The sequence below is a fragment of the Xanthomonas vasicola genome, assembly GCF_000772705.2.
Lineage (GTDB): Bacteria > Pseudomonadota > Gammaproteobacteria > Xanthomonadales > Xanthomonadaceae > Xanthomonas > Xanthomonas vasicola.
The window spans coordinates 40,011-55,716 of sequence record NZ_JSBW02000062.1; the positions used below are offsets into that span (position 1 = coordinate 40,011).

Annotated in this window: 14 protein-coding genes, 1 other RNA gene and 2 pseudogenes; 9 read left to right on the plus strand and 8 right to left on the minus strand. The window is 63.3% G+C overall.

Annotated elements, in window-relative coordinates; genetic code table 11:
• Positions 1-81: 81 nt before the first annotated feature.
• Together NX05_RS17220 and NX05_RS17225 are read right to left on the minus strand one after the other, a co-directional pair.
• A complete protein-coding gene (locus NX05_RS17220; RefSeq protein WP_010379951.1) occupies positions 82-1,041 on the minus strand; it encodes a PDR/VanB family oxidoreductase in 960 nt (319 codons plus the stop codon).
• Between the two features lie 17 nt (positions 1,042-1,058).
• Positions 1,059-2,111, minus strand: a complete 1,053-nt coding sequence (locus NX05_RS17225; RefSeq protein ID WP_039436527.1) for an aromatic ring-hydroxylating oxygenase subunit alpha — start codon at positions 2,109-2,111, stop codon at positions 1,059-1,061.
• A gap of 126 nt (positions 2,112-2,237) precedes the next feature.
• On the opposite strand from NX05_RS17225, the gene NX05_RS17230 reads away from it, so the two are divergent.
• Both NX05_RS17230 and NX05_RS17235 read left to right on the plus strand, forming a co-directional pair.
• Entirely contained in the window at positions 2,238-3,155 is a 918-nt protein-coding gene (locus NX05_RS17230) for a LysR family transcriptional regulator (RefSeq protein ID WP_010379953.1), read from the plus strand.
• Positions 3,156-3,456: 301 nt separating this feature from the next.
• Positions 3,457-4,269 carry a TatD family hydrolase gene (locus NX05_RS17235; protein ID WP_039436528.1) on the plus strand — a complete coding sequence of 271 codons (813 nt, stop codon included), beginning with the start codon at positions 3,457-3,459 and terminating at the stop codon, positions 4,267-4,269.
• Here NX05_RS17235 and NX05_RS22990 read toward each other — a convergent pair.
• Positions 4,264-4,338, minus strand: a non-coding RNA gene (locus NX05_RS22990) — sX9 sRNA. The genes NX05_RS17235 and NX05_RS22990 overlap by 6 nt on opposite strands.
• 221 nt (positions 4,339-4,559) lie before the next feature.
• On the opposite strand from NX05_RS22990, the gene NX05_RS22995 reads away from it, so the two are divergent.
• Positions 4,560-4,853: a hypothetical protein gene (locus NX05_RS22995; RefSeq protein WP_244220698.1), complete on the plus strand. Its 294-nt coding sequence runs from the start codon at positions 4,560-4,562 to the stop codon at positions 4,851-4,853.
• Between the two features lie 534 nt (positions 4,854-5,387).
• Positions 5,388-6,029, plus strand: a complete 642-nt coding sequence (xopG, locus tag NX05_RS23000) for a XopG/HopH/AvrPtoH family type III secretion system effector (RefSeq protein ID WP_080764474.1) — start codon at positions 5,388-5,390, stop codon at positions 6,027-6,029.
• 33 nt (positions 6,030-6,062) lie between these two features.
• On the opposite strand, the gene NX05_RS17240 is transcribed toward xopG, so the two are convergent.
• The 4 genes and pseudogenes from NX05_RS17240 to NX05_RS17250 form a co-directional block, all read right to left on the minus strand.
• Complete coding sequence (locus NX05_RS17240; protein WP_039436529.1) at positions 6,063-7,208, minus strand: DUF4236 domain-containing protein; 1,146 nt, start codon at positions 7,206-7,208, stop codon at positions 6,063-6,065.
• Between the two features lie 73 nt (positions 7,209-7,281).
• A pseudogene (locus tag NX05_RS25005) lies at positions 7,282-7,404 on the minus strand (XRE family transcriptional regulator); the annotation flags it as partial.
• Positions 7,405-7,505: 101 nt separating this feature from the next.
• Positions 7,506-8,115, minus strand: a pseudogene (locus tag NX05_RS25285) (NYN domain-containing protein).
• Positions 8,116-8,763: 648 nt separating this feature from the next.
• Complete coding sequence (locus tag NX05_RS17250) at positions 8,764-9,651, minus strand: LysR family transcriptional regulator (RefSeq protein ID WP_039436530.1); 888 nt, start codon at positions 9,649-9,651, stop codon at positions 8,764-8,766.
• 145 nt (positions 9,652-9,796) lie between these two features.
• Here NX05_RS17250 and NX05_RS17255 point away from each other — a divergent pair, with 145 nt between their 5' ends.
• Positions 9,797-11,077: an MFS transporter gene (locus NX05_RS17255; protein ID WP_039436531.1), complete on the plus strand. Its 1,281-nt coding sequence runs from the start codon at positions 9,797-9,799 to the stop codon at positions 11,075-11,077.
• A 203-nt stretch (positions 11,078-11,280) separates the two neighbouring features.
• Here the strand turns inward: NX05_RS17255 and NX05_RS17260 are convergent, their stop codons facing one another.
• Entirely contained in the window at positions 11,281-12,000 is a 720-nt protein-coding gene (locus NX05_RS17260) for an SDR family NAD(P)-dependent oxidoreductase (RefSeq protein WP_039436536.1), read from the minus strand.
• An 86-nt stretch (positions 12,001-12,086) separates the two neighbouring features.
• Between NX05_RS17260 and NX05_RS17265 the strand changes: the two genes are divergently transcribed.
• The 4 genes from NX05_RS17265 to NX05_RS17280 are packed head-to-tail and all read left to right on the plus strand — an operon-like array spanning position 12,087 to position 15,678.
• A complete protein-coding gene (locus NX05_RS17265; RefSeq protein ID WP_039436537.1) occupies positions 12,087-12,707 on the plus strand; it encodes a TetR/AcrR family transcriptional regulator in 621 nt (206 codons plus the stop codon).
• Positions 12,704-13,585 carry an NAD-dependent protein deacetylase gene (locus tag NX05_RS17270; RefSeq protein WP_039436538.1) on the plus strand — a complete coding sequence of 294 codons (882 nt, stop codon included), beginning with the start codon at positions 12,704-12,706 and terminating at the stop codon, positions 13,583-13,585. The genes NX05_RS17265 and NX05_RS17270 overlap by 4 nt, the downstream gene beginning before the upstream one ends.
• A 60-nt stretch (positions 13,586-13,645) precedes the next feature.
• Complete coding sequence (locus NX05_RS17275; RefSeq protein WP_039436539.1) at positions 13,646-14,764, plus strand: NADH:flavin oxidoreductase/NADH oxidase; 1,119 nt, start codon at positions 13,646-13,648, stop codon at positions 14,762-14,764.
• Positions 14,765-14,799: 35 nt separating this feature from the next.
• Positions 14,800-15,678 carry an NAD(P)-dependent oxidoreductase gene (locus tag NX05_RS17280; RefSeq protein ID WP_039436540.1) on the plus strand — a complete coding sequence of 293 codons (879 nt, stop codon included), beginning with the start codon at positions 14,800-14,802 and terminating at the stop codon, positions 15,676-15,678.
• The last annotated feature ends 28 nt before the right edge of the window (positions 15,679-15,706 follow it).

Genomic DNA, 15,706 nt, shown 5'->3' on the forward strand with positions numbered 1-15,706 from the left:
GCGCGCCGTTGTTGGGCGCAAGCAAGTCCTCCGCCAGCGCGACGTTACGGAACAGGCGCAGATGCACCGCGTAGACAGCGGTCAAAGGTCCAGCACCAACCGCGGCGAGCGGCTGCGCGAGCAGCACACAGTGATCTGCCGATTGGTGGCATGTTCGGTGTCGCTAAGCACGCTGTCACGATGATCTGGCGTGCCAGCCAGCACGCCGGTGAGACACGCGCCGCACATGCCTTGTTCGCACGACAGTGGCACTTCAATGCCTGCATCGAGCAGGGCGCTGGCAATGCTGCAATCAGCCGGCACCTGCACCACACGTCCGCTGGCGGCCAGTTCCACTTCGAATGCGCTGTCGGCATCATGGGCAACGCTAGGCGCGGCGGCAGCGAAGTGTTCGCGATGCAGTTGCGCCACCGTCCAGCCATGCGCTTTTGCCAGCACGGTGAAGTGGTCCATGAACGCGGCCGGCCCGCAGAGATACAGCTGATCGCGTGCACGCGCTTGGCCCAGTTCTTCCGGTACATGCACACGCGGGCTCTGCCCGCCATCGCTTAGGTGCATGCGCACCTGCCCATGCGTAAAGCCTTGTTGCAGCCGCTGCGAAAACGCCACATCCGCATGCCGGCGTGCATAGTAATGCAGCACGAAGGGCTCGCCGCGGGCCTCCAGTGCTTCGGCCATCGACAGCAGCGGGGTAATGCCGATGCCGGCCGCTAGCAGCACATGGCGGTCGCCCGGATGCAGCGGAAATAGATTGCGCGGTGTGGAGATGCGCAGACGATCGCCCGGTGCGAGCTGTTCGCACAGATGCCGCGACCCGCCGCGCGAGGCATCGGCCAGCTTGACGCACAGCAAATAGTGGTCGCGCACATGCGGTGCGCTGGCGATCGAATACTGGCGAATCAAGCCATCCGGCAGATGCAGGTCCACGTGTGCGCCGGCCTCGAATGCGGGCAATTGCGCGCCCACCGGTTCCAGCCGGATCGCGCGTTGGCGGTGGCCTTGATCGACGACCTCGGCAACGCGCACTTCATGCAGGCTCATGCGAGTGTCCTTGGTCGTCAGCGCAGGAAGAAATCGCTATAGCCCTGGCTACGCAGCCCACGCCGATAGGCGATGGAACTGCGATCGGCGGGAATATGCACTTCCAGCAGCGGGTCCAGCGGCAGGTATTCCGGCCGCTGCGCTTCCACCATCGCGCGGTCCTCTTCGAACACGCGCAAGTTGAAGGCGTGCACGTCTTCCACCGGCAGATGGGTATCGAAATTGCGCGCAATCGGCACCAGCAGCCGGGTCTTGTGCTTGGACACCGGGCTTGCGGCATTCATGATCACCAGCCGCTTGCCCGGCACCGGGAAGTGGATGGTGAGCGTGGCGGTGAACGGCAGATGCACTTCGAAGTGACGCAGCCACTGGAAGTCCGGCGCCACCTCCGGCAGCGGCATGTCCACCGAATAATTGGCCACCGTGCTCAGGTAATCGGCATTGAAGCCGGTCGGCGTTTCGGTGGTGGTATAGGCCGGCACTTCGCGCTTGTCCGGCTGAGCAAACGTGGCGGTGTGCACGAAGGCGAAATGCGCCACGTCGATGAACCCCTCCAGCTGGCGCGCGGCACTGCCGCCGATGTCGAAGGCCGGGCACACGATCTGCTGGAAGCCTTCTTCGTCCCAACCCGGCATCGGCGGAATCTGGATTTCCGCATCGCTCACCCCGGCCGGCTTGGCCAGGCACACCCAGATCAACCCGTAACGCTCGGCCACCGCATAGGTATGCAGGCGCATCTTGGCCGGGATGTTCTGGCTGGGGCTGGCAGGAATGTGATTGCAGCGCCCGCCGCTGCCGAAGCGCAGGCCGTGATAGGCGCAGACCACCCCGCCGCCGTCAGCCGTGCCCATGCTCAGCGGCACGCCGCGGTGTGGGCAGACATCGCGCGCGGCCACCAACTCGCTGCCCAGCCGGTACAGCACCAGCGGTTCGTCCAGCAAGGTGGCCTTGGACGGCACTTCGCTCACCTCGCTGCTCAGCGCCACCGCGTGCCAGTGCTGGGCCAGGCGCTGCCAATCGGCGGCCTCGAAGGTGCAGTGCAGCGGCAGAGCGGGGACGGCGACATCCATGGGGCGGTCTCTGGCATAGGGCGGGAGCGGTGCCGGATTGACTCTAGGAAGCCGGGGGTGTGTGATCAAACATCGTTTTTCCGTCTAGCCATTGCAAAAAATGCAACGCCAACAGAGCCCCGCCGCATGCTGACCTTTTCCCGCTTCACCCGTTACTTCATCGAAGTGGCCCGCTGCGGCAGCATCCGCAAGGCCTCCGACGTGCTGCACGTGTCGGCCTCTGCGATCGACCGGCAGATCCTCAAGGCCGAGGAAGAGCTGGGCGCGCAGCTGTTCGAACGCCTGCCCGGCCGGCTGCGGCTCACCGCCGCCGGCGAGCTGCTGCTGGTGGACGTGCGCGGCTGGGAAAAGGCCTACGCGCGCACCCTGGAGCGCTTCGACGAGCTCAAGGGCCTGCGCCGCGGACATGTGGAGATCGCCATGATCGACGCGCTCAGCGAAGGCGTGGTGCCGGCGGCGGTGGCGGCGCTGGTGCAGGAGTACCCCGGCATCACCTTCAACCTCTCCACCGCACGCAACCAGCGCGTGATGGAAATGGTGACCTCGGCCGACGTGGATATCGGCCTGCTGCTGGACCCGGTGAGCAGCGTGGACCTGGAAGTGCGCGCGTTTGCGGACATTCCACTAGGCATTGCGATGCCGGTGGGTCACCCGTTGAGCACCCGCACCGAGCTGCAGCTGAGCGAGACGCTGGAACACCGCCTGCTGCTGCCGGCGGCCCCGTTGATCGTCGGCGAGCACGCCAAGGTGCTGTACCAGCGCCAGCACATCGACGTGAAGCGGCTCACCCACTGCAACGACGTGCGCACCCTGCGCGGCCTGGTGCGTGCCGGCGCCGGCGTGGGCCTGATGTCGTGGCTGGATGCCGCCCCCGACGTGGCCGACGGACGTTTGGCGTTCGTGCCGTTTCGCCAGCACCTGACCAAACCGATGACGCTGGCGCTGTGCGTGGCCCCACAACGGCAACTGTCGCGCTCGGCGCAACTGGCGATCCAGGCGCTGGCAGCGAAGATCGATGCGATGTCGGTGCCGGCGGTGGGGTAACCGCTTTCCCTGTTGAAGAGGGGTGAAGGTATGGGCGTAGCAGCCGCTGCGTCACTTCTTCAGGCGCGTGGCGACGCGTTTGTCACTGCAGGCGCTGGCAGATGCGTGAGGCTCCCTCCGGCACTACGCGCCAGCTTCTCCCCCATGAAGGGGGACAATGTCCCGATGGGAGAAGGAAGCCCAAGCCCCTGTCCTGCGGGTTGGGGTGATGGTAAGGCGCGCAGCGACCCTCACCGAGCAGGCATGCAAACCGCGCCGCTCGTTACACTTGCCCGGCTCACCCCCACACGACACCCGCAGCATGCAATTGATCGATATCGGCGCCAACCTCACCCATGACGCGTTCGACCGCGATCGCGATGCGGTGCTGCAACGCGCACGCGATGCCGGCGTGGCGCAGCTGGTGATGACCGGCGCCAGCCGCGAGCATTCGCCACTGGCCTTGCAACTGGCGCAGCAACACCCCGGATTTCTGTATGCCACCGCCGGCGTGCATCCGCATCACGCAGTGGAATTCACTGCCGAATGCGAAGCGGAAATGCGCACCCTGCAGGCGCATCCGCAGGTGGTGGCGGTGGGCGAGTGTGGGCTGGATTACTTCCGCGATTTTGCGCCGCGCCCGGCGCAGCACAAGGCATTCGAACGCCAGCTGCAGTTGGCTGCAAACAACGGCAAGCCGTTGTTCCTGCACCAGCGCGACGCGCATGAGGATTTCATCGCCATCATGCGCAGCTTCGAAGGCCGCTTGGGTGCGGCGGTGGTGCACTGCTTCACCGGCACGCGCGAAGAATTGTTTGCGTATCTGGACCGCGATTACTACATCGGCATCACCGGCTGGCTGTGCGATGAGCGTCGCGGTGCGCATTTGCGCGAGCTGGTGCGCAATATTCCGGCTAATCGTTTGATGATCGAAACCGATGCGCCGTACCTGTTGCCGCGCACACTCAAGCCGATGCCCAAGGACCGTCGCAACGAGCCGATGTTCCTGTCGCATATCGTCGAAGAACTCGCGCGCCATCGTGGCGAAGACGTTGCCGTGACCGCCGCCAACAGCACGGCGGCAGCGCGTGTGTTCTTCCGCTTGCCGGAGCCGGCCAGCGCCAAGAGCGGCTGACAAACGTAGCGAGCAGACATCAAGCGGGTGCGGGCGGCGCGCAGGGAGCGCAGCGCACTCGTGGTACATGCCGCAACGCGCACTGCCAAGTTTCCTGACGGTGAGCGCAGTCGTCTTGCTCGCGGCTCCAAGCGGGTTGGGCTACGCTGCGGTTTAGGCTGCCAGCAATTCCCAGCCTTGCGCATCGCGCGGGCGCAGGCCGGGCTGTGGCATCCACGCTGACGCGCAGGCCGTCGGCCCAGGGCAACGACCTCAATCGCAGTTGAGGTCAGGTGGTATGCGCGGATGGTGTGTCCGGATTCGGCAGGGTGTTCTGCCCGAAACGCTACGAGGACAGTAAGGAGTTGCCGCGATTAATCGCCGCCCTAGATCAACGCAATGTCTATCCAACACGGCATCACAATCATTTCGCCGTGAAGCGCGTCACACCCGAAGGGCATTACTCCATTTGGTTTCGCGTGTCGCGCGGACGAAATCTCTTGTTGCTCGTTGTTGAAAGCGCTTATGTCCGTCTAGACATGGACGAGCAAATTGCGCGCTCGGCTGCTACAAAGCTGATAGACGTCTTGGTCAACACAAAGTGAGCAGACAGCAAAAAGCCCGCGTGAGCACGCTTTTTGTTAACAGCATGGTAGTGCGGGCCGGAGTCTCTTAACCCCACTCTGGGTGGGACCTTCTTTAGAAGGTGGCCAGCTCCCCCTATACACTGGGTCGGGAGAGCCTGTAACTTCTCAAGGGCAGTGGCGCTATCTCGGCCACTCCTGACGCTTCCGTCAACTACAAATGACGCAAACATCAACAAGCGATTCAGGCTCCAGGCTAGCTAGTCTCAATGTAGGTGAGATGCATGCCGCCATCCACACCGTCGGTGCCGGCGCATGAGCGACAACATCCCGGAGGAAGGCATGCCATGGGATTTGGGACATCATGGTCCCGAGGCTGGTAGTAAAACGCCGACCGGCTCTGCTTGACGACCGCGCAGGCTCGACGAACCCCACGTAGTCCGAGTTGGATCATCCATTCGCCATTGATGACAGAATTTCACATACCGGCAATGTGCTTGTTTGCTCGCAATTACCATCCGGGTGTCAGTCCATAAACAACGATACATACTCGACATGCCAATCGGTCAAACAAAATTTCCAGGAATCTATATTTCCACGCAGACAAGCGCTCGAGAAGAGCCATACAAGAACCAAGTTGAATCAGCGCTTGAGAAGATTGCGGCCGGCAGCTCAGGCAGCGCTCTCCTTCAAGGCTTGAGTGCTATCAGCGCTTGCAAGAATCGAAAAGTGACCATAGCGGAGATTGGCGCTGAAGCGCAGCCCACTACCAGCGCCGTCCTGAGCGCGAGAGAAGTTGAAAAATATGATCCTAGGACCTTCGCCGATAACCAAGCGCTCGCCAATGAACGGGCAAGAAAAGGAAAGGGCTGCAACGCCATTATAGAATGGAGCCCGCATAGTAATATCGAACTGAACTCAAACGGCTCCCCTCTTCGTCTTGGCTCCAATCCTGAGGAGTCGTTTGTAGTTCTTGCACACGAGCTTATCCATGCTCAGCATCTATTGGCAGGCACGTCGAAAGCCTGCAAGGGTGGAGATCGCTACGACGAAACATCCGAAGCCGGTAAAGAGGAACTCAGGGCCGTCGGCGTCGGGAAATACGAATATCGAAAGACCAGGCAACCGAGCGAAAACTCGATCAGGCAGGAGCATGGGCTACCGATCCGCAAAAAATATAAGCCTCACGGCAGGTGAGGCTGCATATCGGTCAGGATCCTGCGGGGTTGATCACTGCGCGCTCAACGCCACCTTGTAAGTATCGAATGCTCGGGCAAACTCGCCTGCCGCGATAGCGTTAGAAAACTGATATTCCTCTTGAACGCCTCCCGGGCTGGTGAACAGCAAGCGTCCATACTGGACGATCGGGATTTGGTCGTTGTCCCGGAAGCGCATGTCGCGCGAGCCGTCCTTATTCACCTTCTCCCATGTCTGCCCCACGACGACAGCGTCGGGTGGCACGACCTCATGCTCAAGGAAGCCAACGACGTGGTATTGAAGGTCAACCTCTCGAAGCTCGATAAGGGCGAACGCGCCATCTGCGCGTGGCATGATCACCACCCCTGGATAAATCAAAATGTCCTCACCATTAATGTTGCCGAACCGCATCGCATGGCCGGCAAACCGCACCAATTCGGACGATGAGAAATGAATTTGAACCGGCTTCCGATCCAGCGTCCGAGAGGCTGCGGATCGCTCACGCACGCGATCGGTGTCCCGATCAAAGGTAATATCCCAAATTGCCTTACTTTGCCCCAGTGCTTCAAAGGCCCGAACTAACGCGCCATAAGCGCGCTGCGCAACGTCGCTCGCTTCGAAGCACATCTCGATGTGCGTTACGCTCTGCCACTCCATAAGTCGCTGGACCTCGCCAGCTGCTTCTGCCACCGATGCATCAAGCTCGGCAATGCGCCGTTTCATGAACCACCGAAACCAACTTCGCTGTCGCCGTTCCAGATCGGCCGACTCGGCACGATGGGTCGCCTGCGCCTCCGCCAAATCCTGATCGACTTTCTTCCGCTGCGATCGGGCCTTGGCAATCAGGTCGCGAACCTCGACCAAGCTATGACTTGTAAGCCGTTCAACGGACGCGCTGTTGATTTCGCGCATGGGTTGCACGGGGGCGTAGGTCGGAGCGTAGCCTTGAGTTGGCACGAACGCGTGCGGCGTCGGCGAGCCTGATGGCGAGCAGTGGTTCGTTGTGAAGGACAGGCCCGAGCCCGGAATGCCGATCGCGCTGCGGACCCCTTGAGCCCCGACATTCACTGTCGCGCCGTCTACTCCGAAGCTGGCGGTGATGCCGCTACCGGACAGGTTCAGCCTAACACCTGGAAACACCTCAAACGATTGCCTGAACTCAAGCCCCATGTCATCCATCCCTATGCCGAGTTGCCGGTGACGTTGGCCAGCAGCGCGCCGATCAGCGTTTATACGATGGCGGTGTCCCCGTCAGGACATAGAGGATATCTACGCCAATGTGGTGCGCAGCGATGAGATACGCGCCACCCGGTAGATTGGTGTCCTTTTCGAAATTCAGCTGCGCCCACCGAGTGACAGAACAGCGCTCGGCCATTTCGGTTTGAGTAAAGCCGAGGCGCTTTCGCTCCGTCACCAGACGTGCGCCGACCGTCTCGGGGAGTGCGGTTGTAGTTGTACGAGGGTTTGAACTCATCCTCACCAATGCCCCGGCTTGTCGATGGGCTTGCCAGGCTTACGAACGCGCTCGGGAAGCTGCGCTGCGGCCAGCTCATCGTCCAAAATGTATTGACGTATCCAGTCAGCACGGCTCGACAGCTCGACGCTGACTCGCCTGATCGCTTCACCCTCGACTGGCGGCCTGCGTGGCGTGACAACGCCTAGCACGATAGTGGGAAGTCCTCGCGGATCGCCGCAAGGGCCGGCGCGATATCGCTATCGTTGGAGCACACCACCAACTGCTGATAGCGCCCCGACGCCGCATCGCGATACATGGCCAGCGCCAGGTTCACATCGGTCTGTTTCTCTTCGAGCTTCCAGACCCGCACCCGGCGCGTCCGATCATACGGCTGGCCGCTGACAAACTCCGCCAGAAAGGCTCCGCCTTTGTCCCAGCTGTGTTTGCCTAATGTGGTGGTAAATCGCTGCGGGTGGGTGTGTGCTAAGGCGCGCAGATACGTTGTTTGCGCGATTTCCGAAGCCTGCTTGTTGGTCGCAAACCGACCCAGCGCCGGCGCTGTGAAATACCGGACGTGCAGCAGATCGGTGCTCGGGTCTTGGTCATGCAGGAGGCGAACAGTGCGACCACATCGAGCTACTTGAATGCAGTCCCACGGATGCGTCCGTAGTACAGGTTGTAGCCATCGATGTAGACGGCAGTCGCTTTGGCGATGGTCACACGGAGCTTCCTGCGCGCATGAAAAAACCGCCTTGCGGCGGTTTTTTCGTCCCAAGCCGTTACCCTAACTTAATGGGCGCGACAAGGGAGGAGTGGTGAGAGGACTATAACGGATGCGCCCGGGCTATGCAACATCTGGAATACTTTTGGTTCATGTGCGGAGGAAAGACCCGCCCCCCGACTGCGTGGAATTGGCCGTTATGTCCGCCAGGCCCCTCGCCGCCCTCGCCAGTGCCGGGGCGTGCGCGCTGGCCACGTGCTTGCGCTGTCTACGGTGGAGGCCTTTGCCGCGACGACGGCACTAGGCAAGCGGCATCGCGGGCATGTGCGCTTCGACAGGATCAACGGCGGCTGGTGTGGCTGAGTGGGTGTTGATCAGATCTCGGCTCAAGAGAACCAGCGCCATCGCTGGTGGTGGGCAACGCAATCCAACATCTTTTCGCCTGGTGGCAGGTAGGAGCGCACGCGTGCGCGAAAGGGCGTTACCGGGAGAGCCACGTCGCGCACGCGCGCGTTCCTACGATGGCCGTGGTGCTGTCGGCTCAAGATCAGCCTGGCTCACAGCACTTCCGCCAATGCCCATAAATGCCGCACCAACGGTGTGCTCTCCAACGCGCCCGGCGCTGCGGCCAGGGCCAGGCGCGCCAGCGGCATATGGCCTTCGATATCCAGATAGCGCACGCCGGGTCGCAGCAGTTGCGCAGTGGACGCGGGCACCACCGAGACGCCCAGTTCGGCGGCCACAAGATTGATGATCGACGACATCTGCGGCGCTTCCTGAGTGATGCGCAGGGTCACGCCGGATTCGCGGCAGGCGGCCAGGATTTCGTCGTACAGGCTCGAGCCGAAGCTGCGCGGAAACAGGATGAACGGCTCGCCGGCCAGCGCCGCCAATGGGGCGCTGTTGCGCGTGGCCAGGGGGTGCGCGGCGGGGACGGCGATCTTCATCGGCTCGTCGGCAAAGCGCAGCAGCCGCAAATCCGGTGGCGTGCTCAGCCCATAGCGCACGAACGCCGCATCCAGCCTGCCTTCGGCCAAGCCCACCAGCAGGCTGGCGGTATTGGTCTCGTCCAGCAGCAACTCCACTTGCGGCCACTTGCGGCGGAAATCGCGAATCAACCGCGGCACCACCGGGCTGAAGGCGGCCGAGGCGGTGAAGCCCAGGCGCAACCGTCCAGACTCGCCACGCGCCACCCGGCGTGCGGTCTCGGCGGCGCGTTCCACGTCGGCGAGCACGCGGCGCACTTCGCCCAGAAACGCCTCGCCGGCTGGGGTGAGCTCGGCACCGCTGTGGGTGCGCCGAAACAACGGCGTGCCCAGCTCGCGTTCCAGAGTCTGGATCTGCTGGCTCAGCGGCGGCTGGCCGATGCCCACCCGCGCGGCGGCACGAGTGAAGTTGCCTTCTTCGGCAACCGCGAGGAAATAACGCAGGTGGCGCAGCTCCATCCATCTGTTCCAGATATGGCAACTGCTACCATCATATATTGGACAGGGGGTGGTGGCAGGCGAATACTCGCCGTCTCACGTCTCACGTCTCACGTCTCACGTCTCACGTCTCACGTCTCACGTCTCACGTCTCAAGTGCGCGCCTGTGTCTTCCTCCGATCGCCATCCGGGTCCGCTGCCCGAGCCATCCGCCAGTTCCGACGCCGGCGCCCACGCACCGGCAGCGCTGCGCATTCGTCTGGCGCTGTTTCTGGCCGGCTTTGCCACCTTCTCGCTGCTGTACAGCGTGCAGCCGGTGTTGCCGGAATTTGCGCGTGCCTTCCATGTGGACGCAGCGACCGCCTCGCTGCCGTTGTCGCTGGCCACCGGTGCATTGGCTCTGGCGATCTTCTGTGCCGGCGCGGTGTCGGAAAACCTCGGCCGGCGCGGGCTGATGTTCGTGTCGATCGCCATCGCGGCTGTGCTCAACCTCATCGCTGCCTTCCTGCCGCACTGGGGTGCGCTGGTAGTGGTGCGCACCTTGTCCGGCATCGCGCTGGGCGGGGTGCCGGCGGTGGCGATGGTGTATCTGGGCGAAGAATTGCCGGCCAACAAGATGGGTGCGGCCACCGGCTTGTATGTGGCCGGGAATGCCTTCGGCGGCATGAGCGGGCGCATCGTGATGAGCGTGCTGACCGACCACACCGATTGGCGCACCGCATTGGCAGTGTTAAGCGTGTTTGATCTTCTTTGCGCGCTTGCGTTCTTCTGGTTGCTGCCGCCGTCTCGCAATTTCGTGCGTCGGCACGGCATTAACCTGCGCTTCCATCTGCGCGCCTGGGCCGGGCATCTACGCGATCGCAATCTGCCGTTTCTGTTCACGCTGCCCTTTTTGTTGATGGGCGTGTTCGTGTGCCTGTACAACTACGCCGGCTTTCGCCTGGGTGGGCCGGAATTCGGCTTGAGCCAAAGCCAGATCGGCATGATCTTCAGCGCCTATGTATTCGGCATCGTCAGTTCGTCGGTGGCCGGTGCGGCCTCGGACCGGTTCGGGCGCGGTCCGGTGGTTACGACCGGCATCGTGCTGTGCCTGCTGGGCGTGGCGTTGACCTTGGCGCACGCGCTGGCGGTGGTGGTGACCGGTATCGTGCTGCTGACGATTGGGTTTTTTATCGCGCATTCGGCCGCCAGTGCGTGGGTCAGCCGGCTGGGTGGTGCGCATCGCAGCCATGCCGCGTCGCTGTATCTGCTGGCCTATTACGCCGGCTCCAGCGTGATCGGCGCGCTGGGTGGCTGGTTCTGGCAACACGGCGGCTGGGACGCGTTGGTCGGCATGTGCCTGACGCTGCTGGCGATTGCTTTTGCGGCCGCCTACATCTTGCGCCAACGTGCCGACGATGCGCGTCCTTATGGCCGGTTTGCGCCGCATCCTGCGCGCGGCGAGTGATGCAGCGCGACCGATGCGGTCATCCGTTATCGAACATGGCCGATCTGGATATCACCCGCGTGGTCTGCGCGCGCGTGCTCAACATCGGCGGTGATTTCCCGTGAGGGCGCGCATCGACGTCGGGCAAGAGAAGATCGTTGTGTCGACGGCCGGGCATGCGCGCGAACCAGCCGCGCGCAGCAGCCCACCGCTGGTTGGCCGCATCACCACGCCAAGCGTCCACCTTCTGTGTAATACCCGCCCGTGCCCAATTCGGACATCGCCACATGTGCGATTGTGGCGGCGGCTTGCTCCACGCTATTGGGGCCGGTGTGTCCGTTGAGGTCGGTCGCGGTGTAACCGGGATTGACTGCATTGACCGCGAAGCCTTCGTTGCGCAACTCCTTCGCCAGCAACACGGTGAAGGCGTTGAGCGCGGTCTTGGACGAGCAATAGGCCAGCACGTTGACCGCGTGATAGCGATAACCCGGGTCGCCCTGCAACGACAACGAACCCAGATCGCTGGAAACATTGACGATGCGTTTGAGCGTGCCGGCGCGTAGCACTGGCAGCAGTGCCTGGGTGATGGCGACCTGGCCGAACAGATTGACCTCGTAGGTGGCGCGCAGGTTGTCCAGCGTCGCGGTGGCGGGCGTGCCGTCATCGATAATCACCGCAGCATTGTTGACCAGTACATCGAGCGCGGTGCCGGTTGCCTGCAGCTGCGCCACCGCTGCAGCGATGCTGTTGGTATCGGTGATATCCAGCGGCAGCACGTGCACGTTGTCTGGAGTGCGCAGCTTGCTGCGTGCGGCCTCGCCACGTGCAGGGTCGCGGCTGCCCAGGTACACGGTCCAGCCGGCGTCGGCGAGGTGGGCGACCAGCGCAAGGCCAATGCCTTTGTTGGCGCCAGTGATCAATGCAACCGGTGTGGAAGCGGACATGCGGGCAGTTCCTTGGAATTGCTGAGAAGTCCCCCCAGACTAGGTGTCATCCCGCAATGTGTACATTCGCATTCGTGAGCACCTCCATGCCGCTGCAAAAAACGCGTAAATCCCCGCAGCAAGCGCGTTCGCGCGCCACTGTGGAGGTCATTCGCCAGGCCAGCATTCAGGTTTTGGTGGCTGAAGGACTGAAAGGCTGCACCACCACGCGCGTGGCCGAACGTGCCGGGGTTTCGGTGGGTAGCGTGTATCAGTACTACCCGAACCGGCAGACCATGTTGACCGCAGTGCTGGACTGGTATTTGCAGGCGGTGACCCACGCGGTGGAGCAGGCCTGCGCGCAACAGCACGGGCGTACGCTTGCGCAGCAATGCGAGGCGCTGGTGCATGCGTTTGTGCACGCCAAGTTGCAGCACGTGGATGTCTCACGCGCGCTGTATGCCATCTCCGAACTGCATGGTGGTGCGGCATTGGGAGCGCAGGCGCGCAAGCGCTCGCAGCAGGCATTTGCAGCCGCGCTCGCTACCACGTCGGATATACGTTTCGACGATTGCGAGGCAGTCGCGGAGATCGGCATGGCGGCCATCACCGGGCCGCTGAGAAGCCTGCTGGAAGATGGTGCGCCAGCCGCGCGTGTTGCACCGCTACAGGCGCAACTGGTGGTGTTGCTGCACAGTTATCTCGTTGCCACCGGAGTTTCACGATGAGTACGGCGAGGGTTCACGACGGCGACGCACTGCAGGACTTCATCGAGCGCCATCAGCGTCTGTTCGTGCTGACCGGCGCCGGTTGCAGCACTGATTCGGGCATTCCCGATTATCGCGATCTGCAAGGCGGCTGGAAGCGTCCGCAGCCGGTGACGTTTCAGGCCTTCATGGGCGAGCTGTCCACGCGGCAGCGCTATTGGGCACGCAGCCTGGTCGGTTGGCCGCGCTTTGGCCTGGCGCAACCCAATGTCACCCATCACGCGCTCGCTGCGCTGGAAGCGCGTGGCCAGTTGGAAGTGCTGCTCACCCAGAACGTGGACCGCCTGCATCAGGCCGCCGGCAGTCAGGCGGTGATCGATCTGCATGGGCGGCTGGATGTGGTGCGTTGCATGGGCTGCGAGTGCCGCATGCCACGCACCGACTTCCAAGTGCTGCTCGAGCAGGCCAACCCCGGTTGGGCGGAGCTGGAGGCCGCGCAGGCGCCCGATGGCGATGCCGATCTGGACGATGTGGCCTTCGAGCATTTCGTGGTGCCGCCGTGCCCGGTGTGCGGTGGCGTGCTTAAGCCGGATGTGGTGTTCTTCGGCGAGAACGTGCCGCGCGAGCGGGTGGAGCGCGCATTTGCACATCTGCAGGCCGCCGACGCGGTGCTGGTGGTAGGGTCATCGCTGATGGTGTATTCGGGGTTTCGCTTCGCGCAGACCGCGGCACGCAACGGTTTGCCGATTGCCGCGCTTAATTTCGGGCGCACGCGCGCCGACGACCTGCTGACGTTGAAGGTGGAGCAGTCGTGCGCGCAGGCGCTGGCATTCCTGCACGGGCCGCCGGACCTGCCGCGTGTACGCAGCGTCAATGACGCCAGTGCGCGTTCTGCATGACGCAGTGATCCATCGCAGCAGTTGTGCTGACGCGCGCGGCGCAGTGCAATAAGCGTCCCCGTGTCAGTTGTGGATGCCGCCTTGAGCCAGTTGTTCTCCCCCATTACCTTCGGCCCGCTTGCGCTCGCCAACCGGATTGTCATTGCACCGATGTGCCAGTACTCGGCACAGGACGGCCGCGCCAGCGATTGGCATCGCATCCATCTGGGCACGTTGTCGCAATCCGGTGCCGGCCTGCTGATTCTCGAAGCGGCCGCAGTGGTGCCGGAAGGGCGCATCAGCTACGCCGATCTTGGCCTGTACGACGACGCCACCGAGCAGGCTTTGGGTGAGGTGTTGCAATCGGTGCGGCGCTGGTCGCCGATGCCGATCGGCATCCAGCTGGCACATGCCGGCCGCAAGGCTTCGACCGATCTGCCATGGAAAGGCGGCGAGGCCATCGCACCCGATCACGCGCATGGCTGGCAGACGGTGTCTGCATCGTCTGTACCGTTCCGCGCAGAGCAGCCGGTCCCACAAGCGCTGGATGAGGCGGGGATCGATGCCGTGGTTGACGCCTTCGTCGCATCGGCAAAACGTGCCGAGCGCCTGGGCCTGGAGTTGATCGAACTGCACGCCGCGCATGGCTATTTGATGCATCAGTTCCTGTCGCCGCTGAGCAACCAGCGCAGCGATGCGTATGGCGGCTCGCTGGAAAATCGTATGCGGTTGACGTTGCGCATCTTCGACGCGGTGCGTGCGGCGGTGTCGGACAAAATCGCCATTGGCGTGCGTATCTCGGCCACCGATTGGGTCCAAGGCGGTTGGGATGTGCAGCAGAGCATCGCCTTGTCGAAGGCGCTGGATGCACGCGGTGCGCATTACATCCATGTTTCCAGCGGCGGGCTCGATCCGCGCCAGCAGATTCCGCTGCAGGCGGGCTATCAGATTCCGTTCGCGCAGGAGATTCGCGCAGCAGTGAGCACGCCGGTGATTGGTGTGGGCTTGATCACCGAGCCGGCGCAGGCCGAGGCGATTCTGCAAGAAGGCCAAGCCGATGCGATCGCGCTGGCGCGTGGCATCCTGTACGACCCGCGCTGGCCGTGGCATGCCGCCGCAGCGCTGGGCGCGTCGGTCACTCCGGCGCCACAATACCTGCGCTGCGAGCCACGCGATGCGCGTGGCGTGTTCGCCAATTGATCCACCCCTGACGTGATACCGAACAAGGACAACGCATGCCGATAGGATTTCTGGGCTTGGGCACGATGGGCCTGCCGATGGCGCACAACCTGGTGCGCGGCGGGTTCGAACTGAGCGTGTGGAACCGCTCACCCGAACGTGCCCAGCCGCTGCGCGACGCTGGCGCCACGGTGGTCGAGCAACCGCGCGACGCCGCGCACGGCCCGCTGCTGTTTTCGATGCTGGCCGACGACAACGCAGTGCGCCAGACCTTGTTGGAACGCGGCGTGCTGGACGCGCTGCCGGCGGGCAGTGTGCACGTCAACATGGCCACCATTTCGGTGGCGCTGGCGCATGAGTTGACCGCGCTGCATGCCGAGCGCGGTGTGGCCTACGTTGCCGCGCCGGTGCTTGGGCGCGTGGAGGTGGCCGAAGCCGGCAAGCTCAATATTCTGGCCGGCGGCGATGAAGCCGCAGTGGCACGCGTGCAGCCGATGTTCGATGTGCTGGGGCAGAAGACCTGGCACATCGGTCGCGCACCGGAGCAGGCCAATGCAGTGAAGCTGGCCGCCAATTTCTGCCTGGCCAGCGCCATCGGTGCGATGGCCGAAGCCAGTGCGCTTGCACGCGGCCACGGCGTGGATGCCACGCAGTTTCTGGGCATGCTCACCAGCACCTTGTTCGCCGCGCCCGCCTACCAGGGCTATGGCCGTCTGATCATGCAACGCGAGTACCTGCCCGCCGGCTTCACTGCCACGCTCGGTCGCAAGGATGTGGACCTGGCCATCCAGGCCGGTGCCGATAAGGAGGTGCCGATGCCGTTGGGAGAATTGCTGCGCGCCGGCCTGGACGAGGCCATCGCGCATGGCGACGGCAATGCAGACTGGGCGGTGCTGGCGGAAGTTTCGGCGCGGCGGGCAGGGCAGGTGGCCTGATCGCGCTGCCGCAAAGCGGATTTGGAGC

Bases quoted from the DNA above. Each gene is read 5' to 3' on its own strand.
- NX05_RS17280 (WP_039436540.1), top strand. From the start codon at position 14,800: ATGCCGATAGGATTTCTGGGCTTGGGCACGATGGGCCTGCCGATGGCG.
- NX05_RS17270 (WP_039436538.1), top strand. From the start codon at position 12,704: ATGAGTACGGCGAGGGTTCACGACGGCGACGCACTGCAGGACTTCATC.
- NX05_RS17260 (WP_039436536.1), bottom strand. From the start codon at position 12,000: ATGTCCGCTTCCACACCGGTTGCATTGATCACTGGCGCCAACAAAGGC.
- NX05_RS17220 (WP_010379951.1), bottom strand. From the start codon at position 1,041: ATGAGCCTGCATGAAGTGCGCGTTGCCGAGGTCGTCGATCAAGGCCAC.
- NX05_RS17265 (WP_039436537.1), top strand. From the start codon at position 12,087: ATGCCGCTGCAAAAAACGCGTAAATCCCCGCAGCAAGCGCGTTCGCGC.
- NX05_RS17240 (WP_039436529.1), bottom strand. From the start codon at position 7,208: ATGGATGACATGGGGCTTGAGTTCAGGCAATCGTTTGAGGTGTTTCCA.
- NX05_RS17225 (WP_039436527.1), bottom strand. From the start codon at position 2,111: ATGGATGTCGCCGTCCCCGCTCTGCCGCTGCACTGCACCTTCGAGGCC.
- NX05_RS17235 (WP_039436528.1), top strand. From the start codon at position 3,457: ATGCAATTGATCGATATCGGCGCCAACCTCACCCATGACGCGTTCGAC.
- NX05_RS17230 (WP_010379953.1), top strand. From the start codon at position 2,238: ATGCTGACCTTTTCCCGCTTCACCCGTTACTTCATCGAAGTGGCCCGC.
- NX05_RS17250 (WP_039436530.1), bottom strand. From the start codon at position 9,651: ATGGAGCTGCGCCACCTGCGTTATTTCCTCGCGGTTGCCGAAGAAGGC.
- xopG (WP_080764474.1), top strand. From the start codon at position 5,388: ATGCCAATCGGTCAAACAAAATTTCCAGGAATCTATATTTCCACGCAG.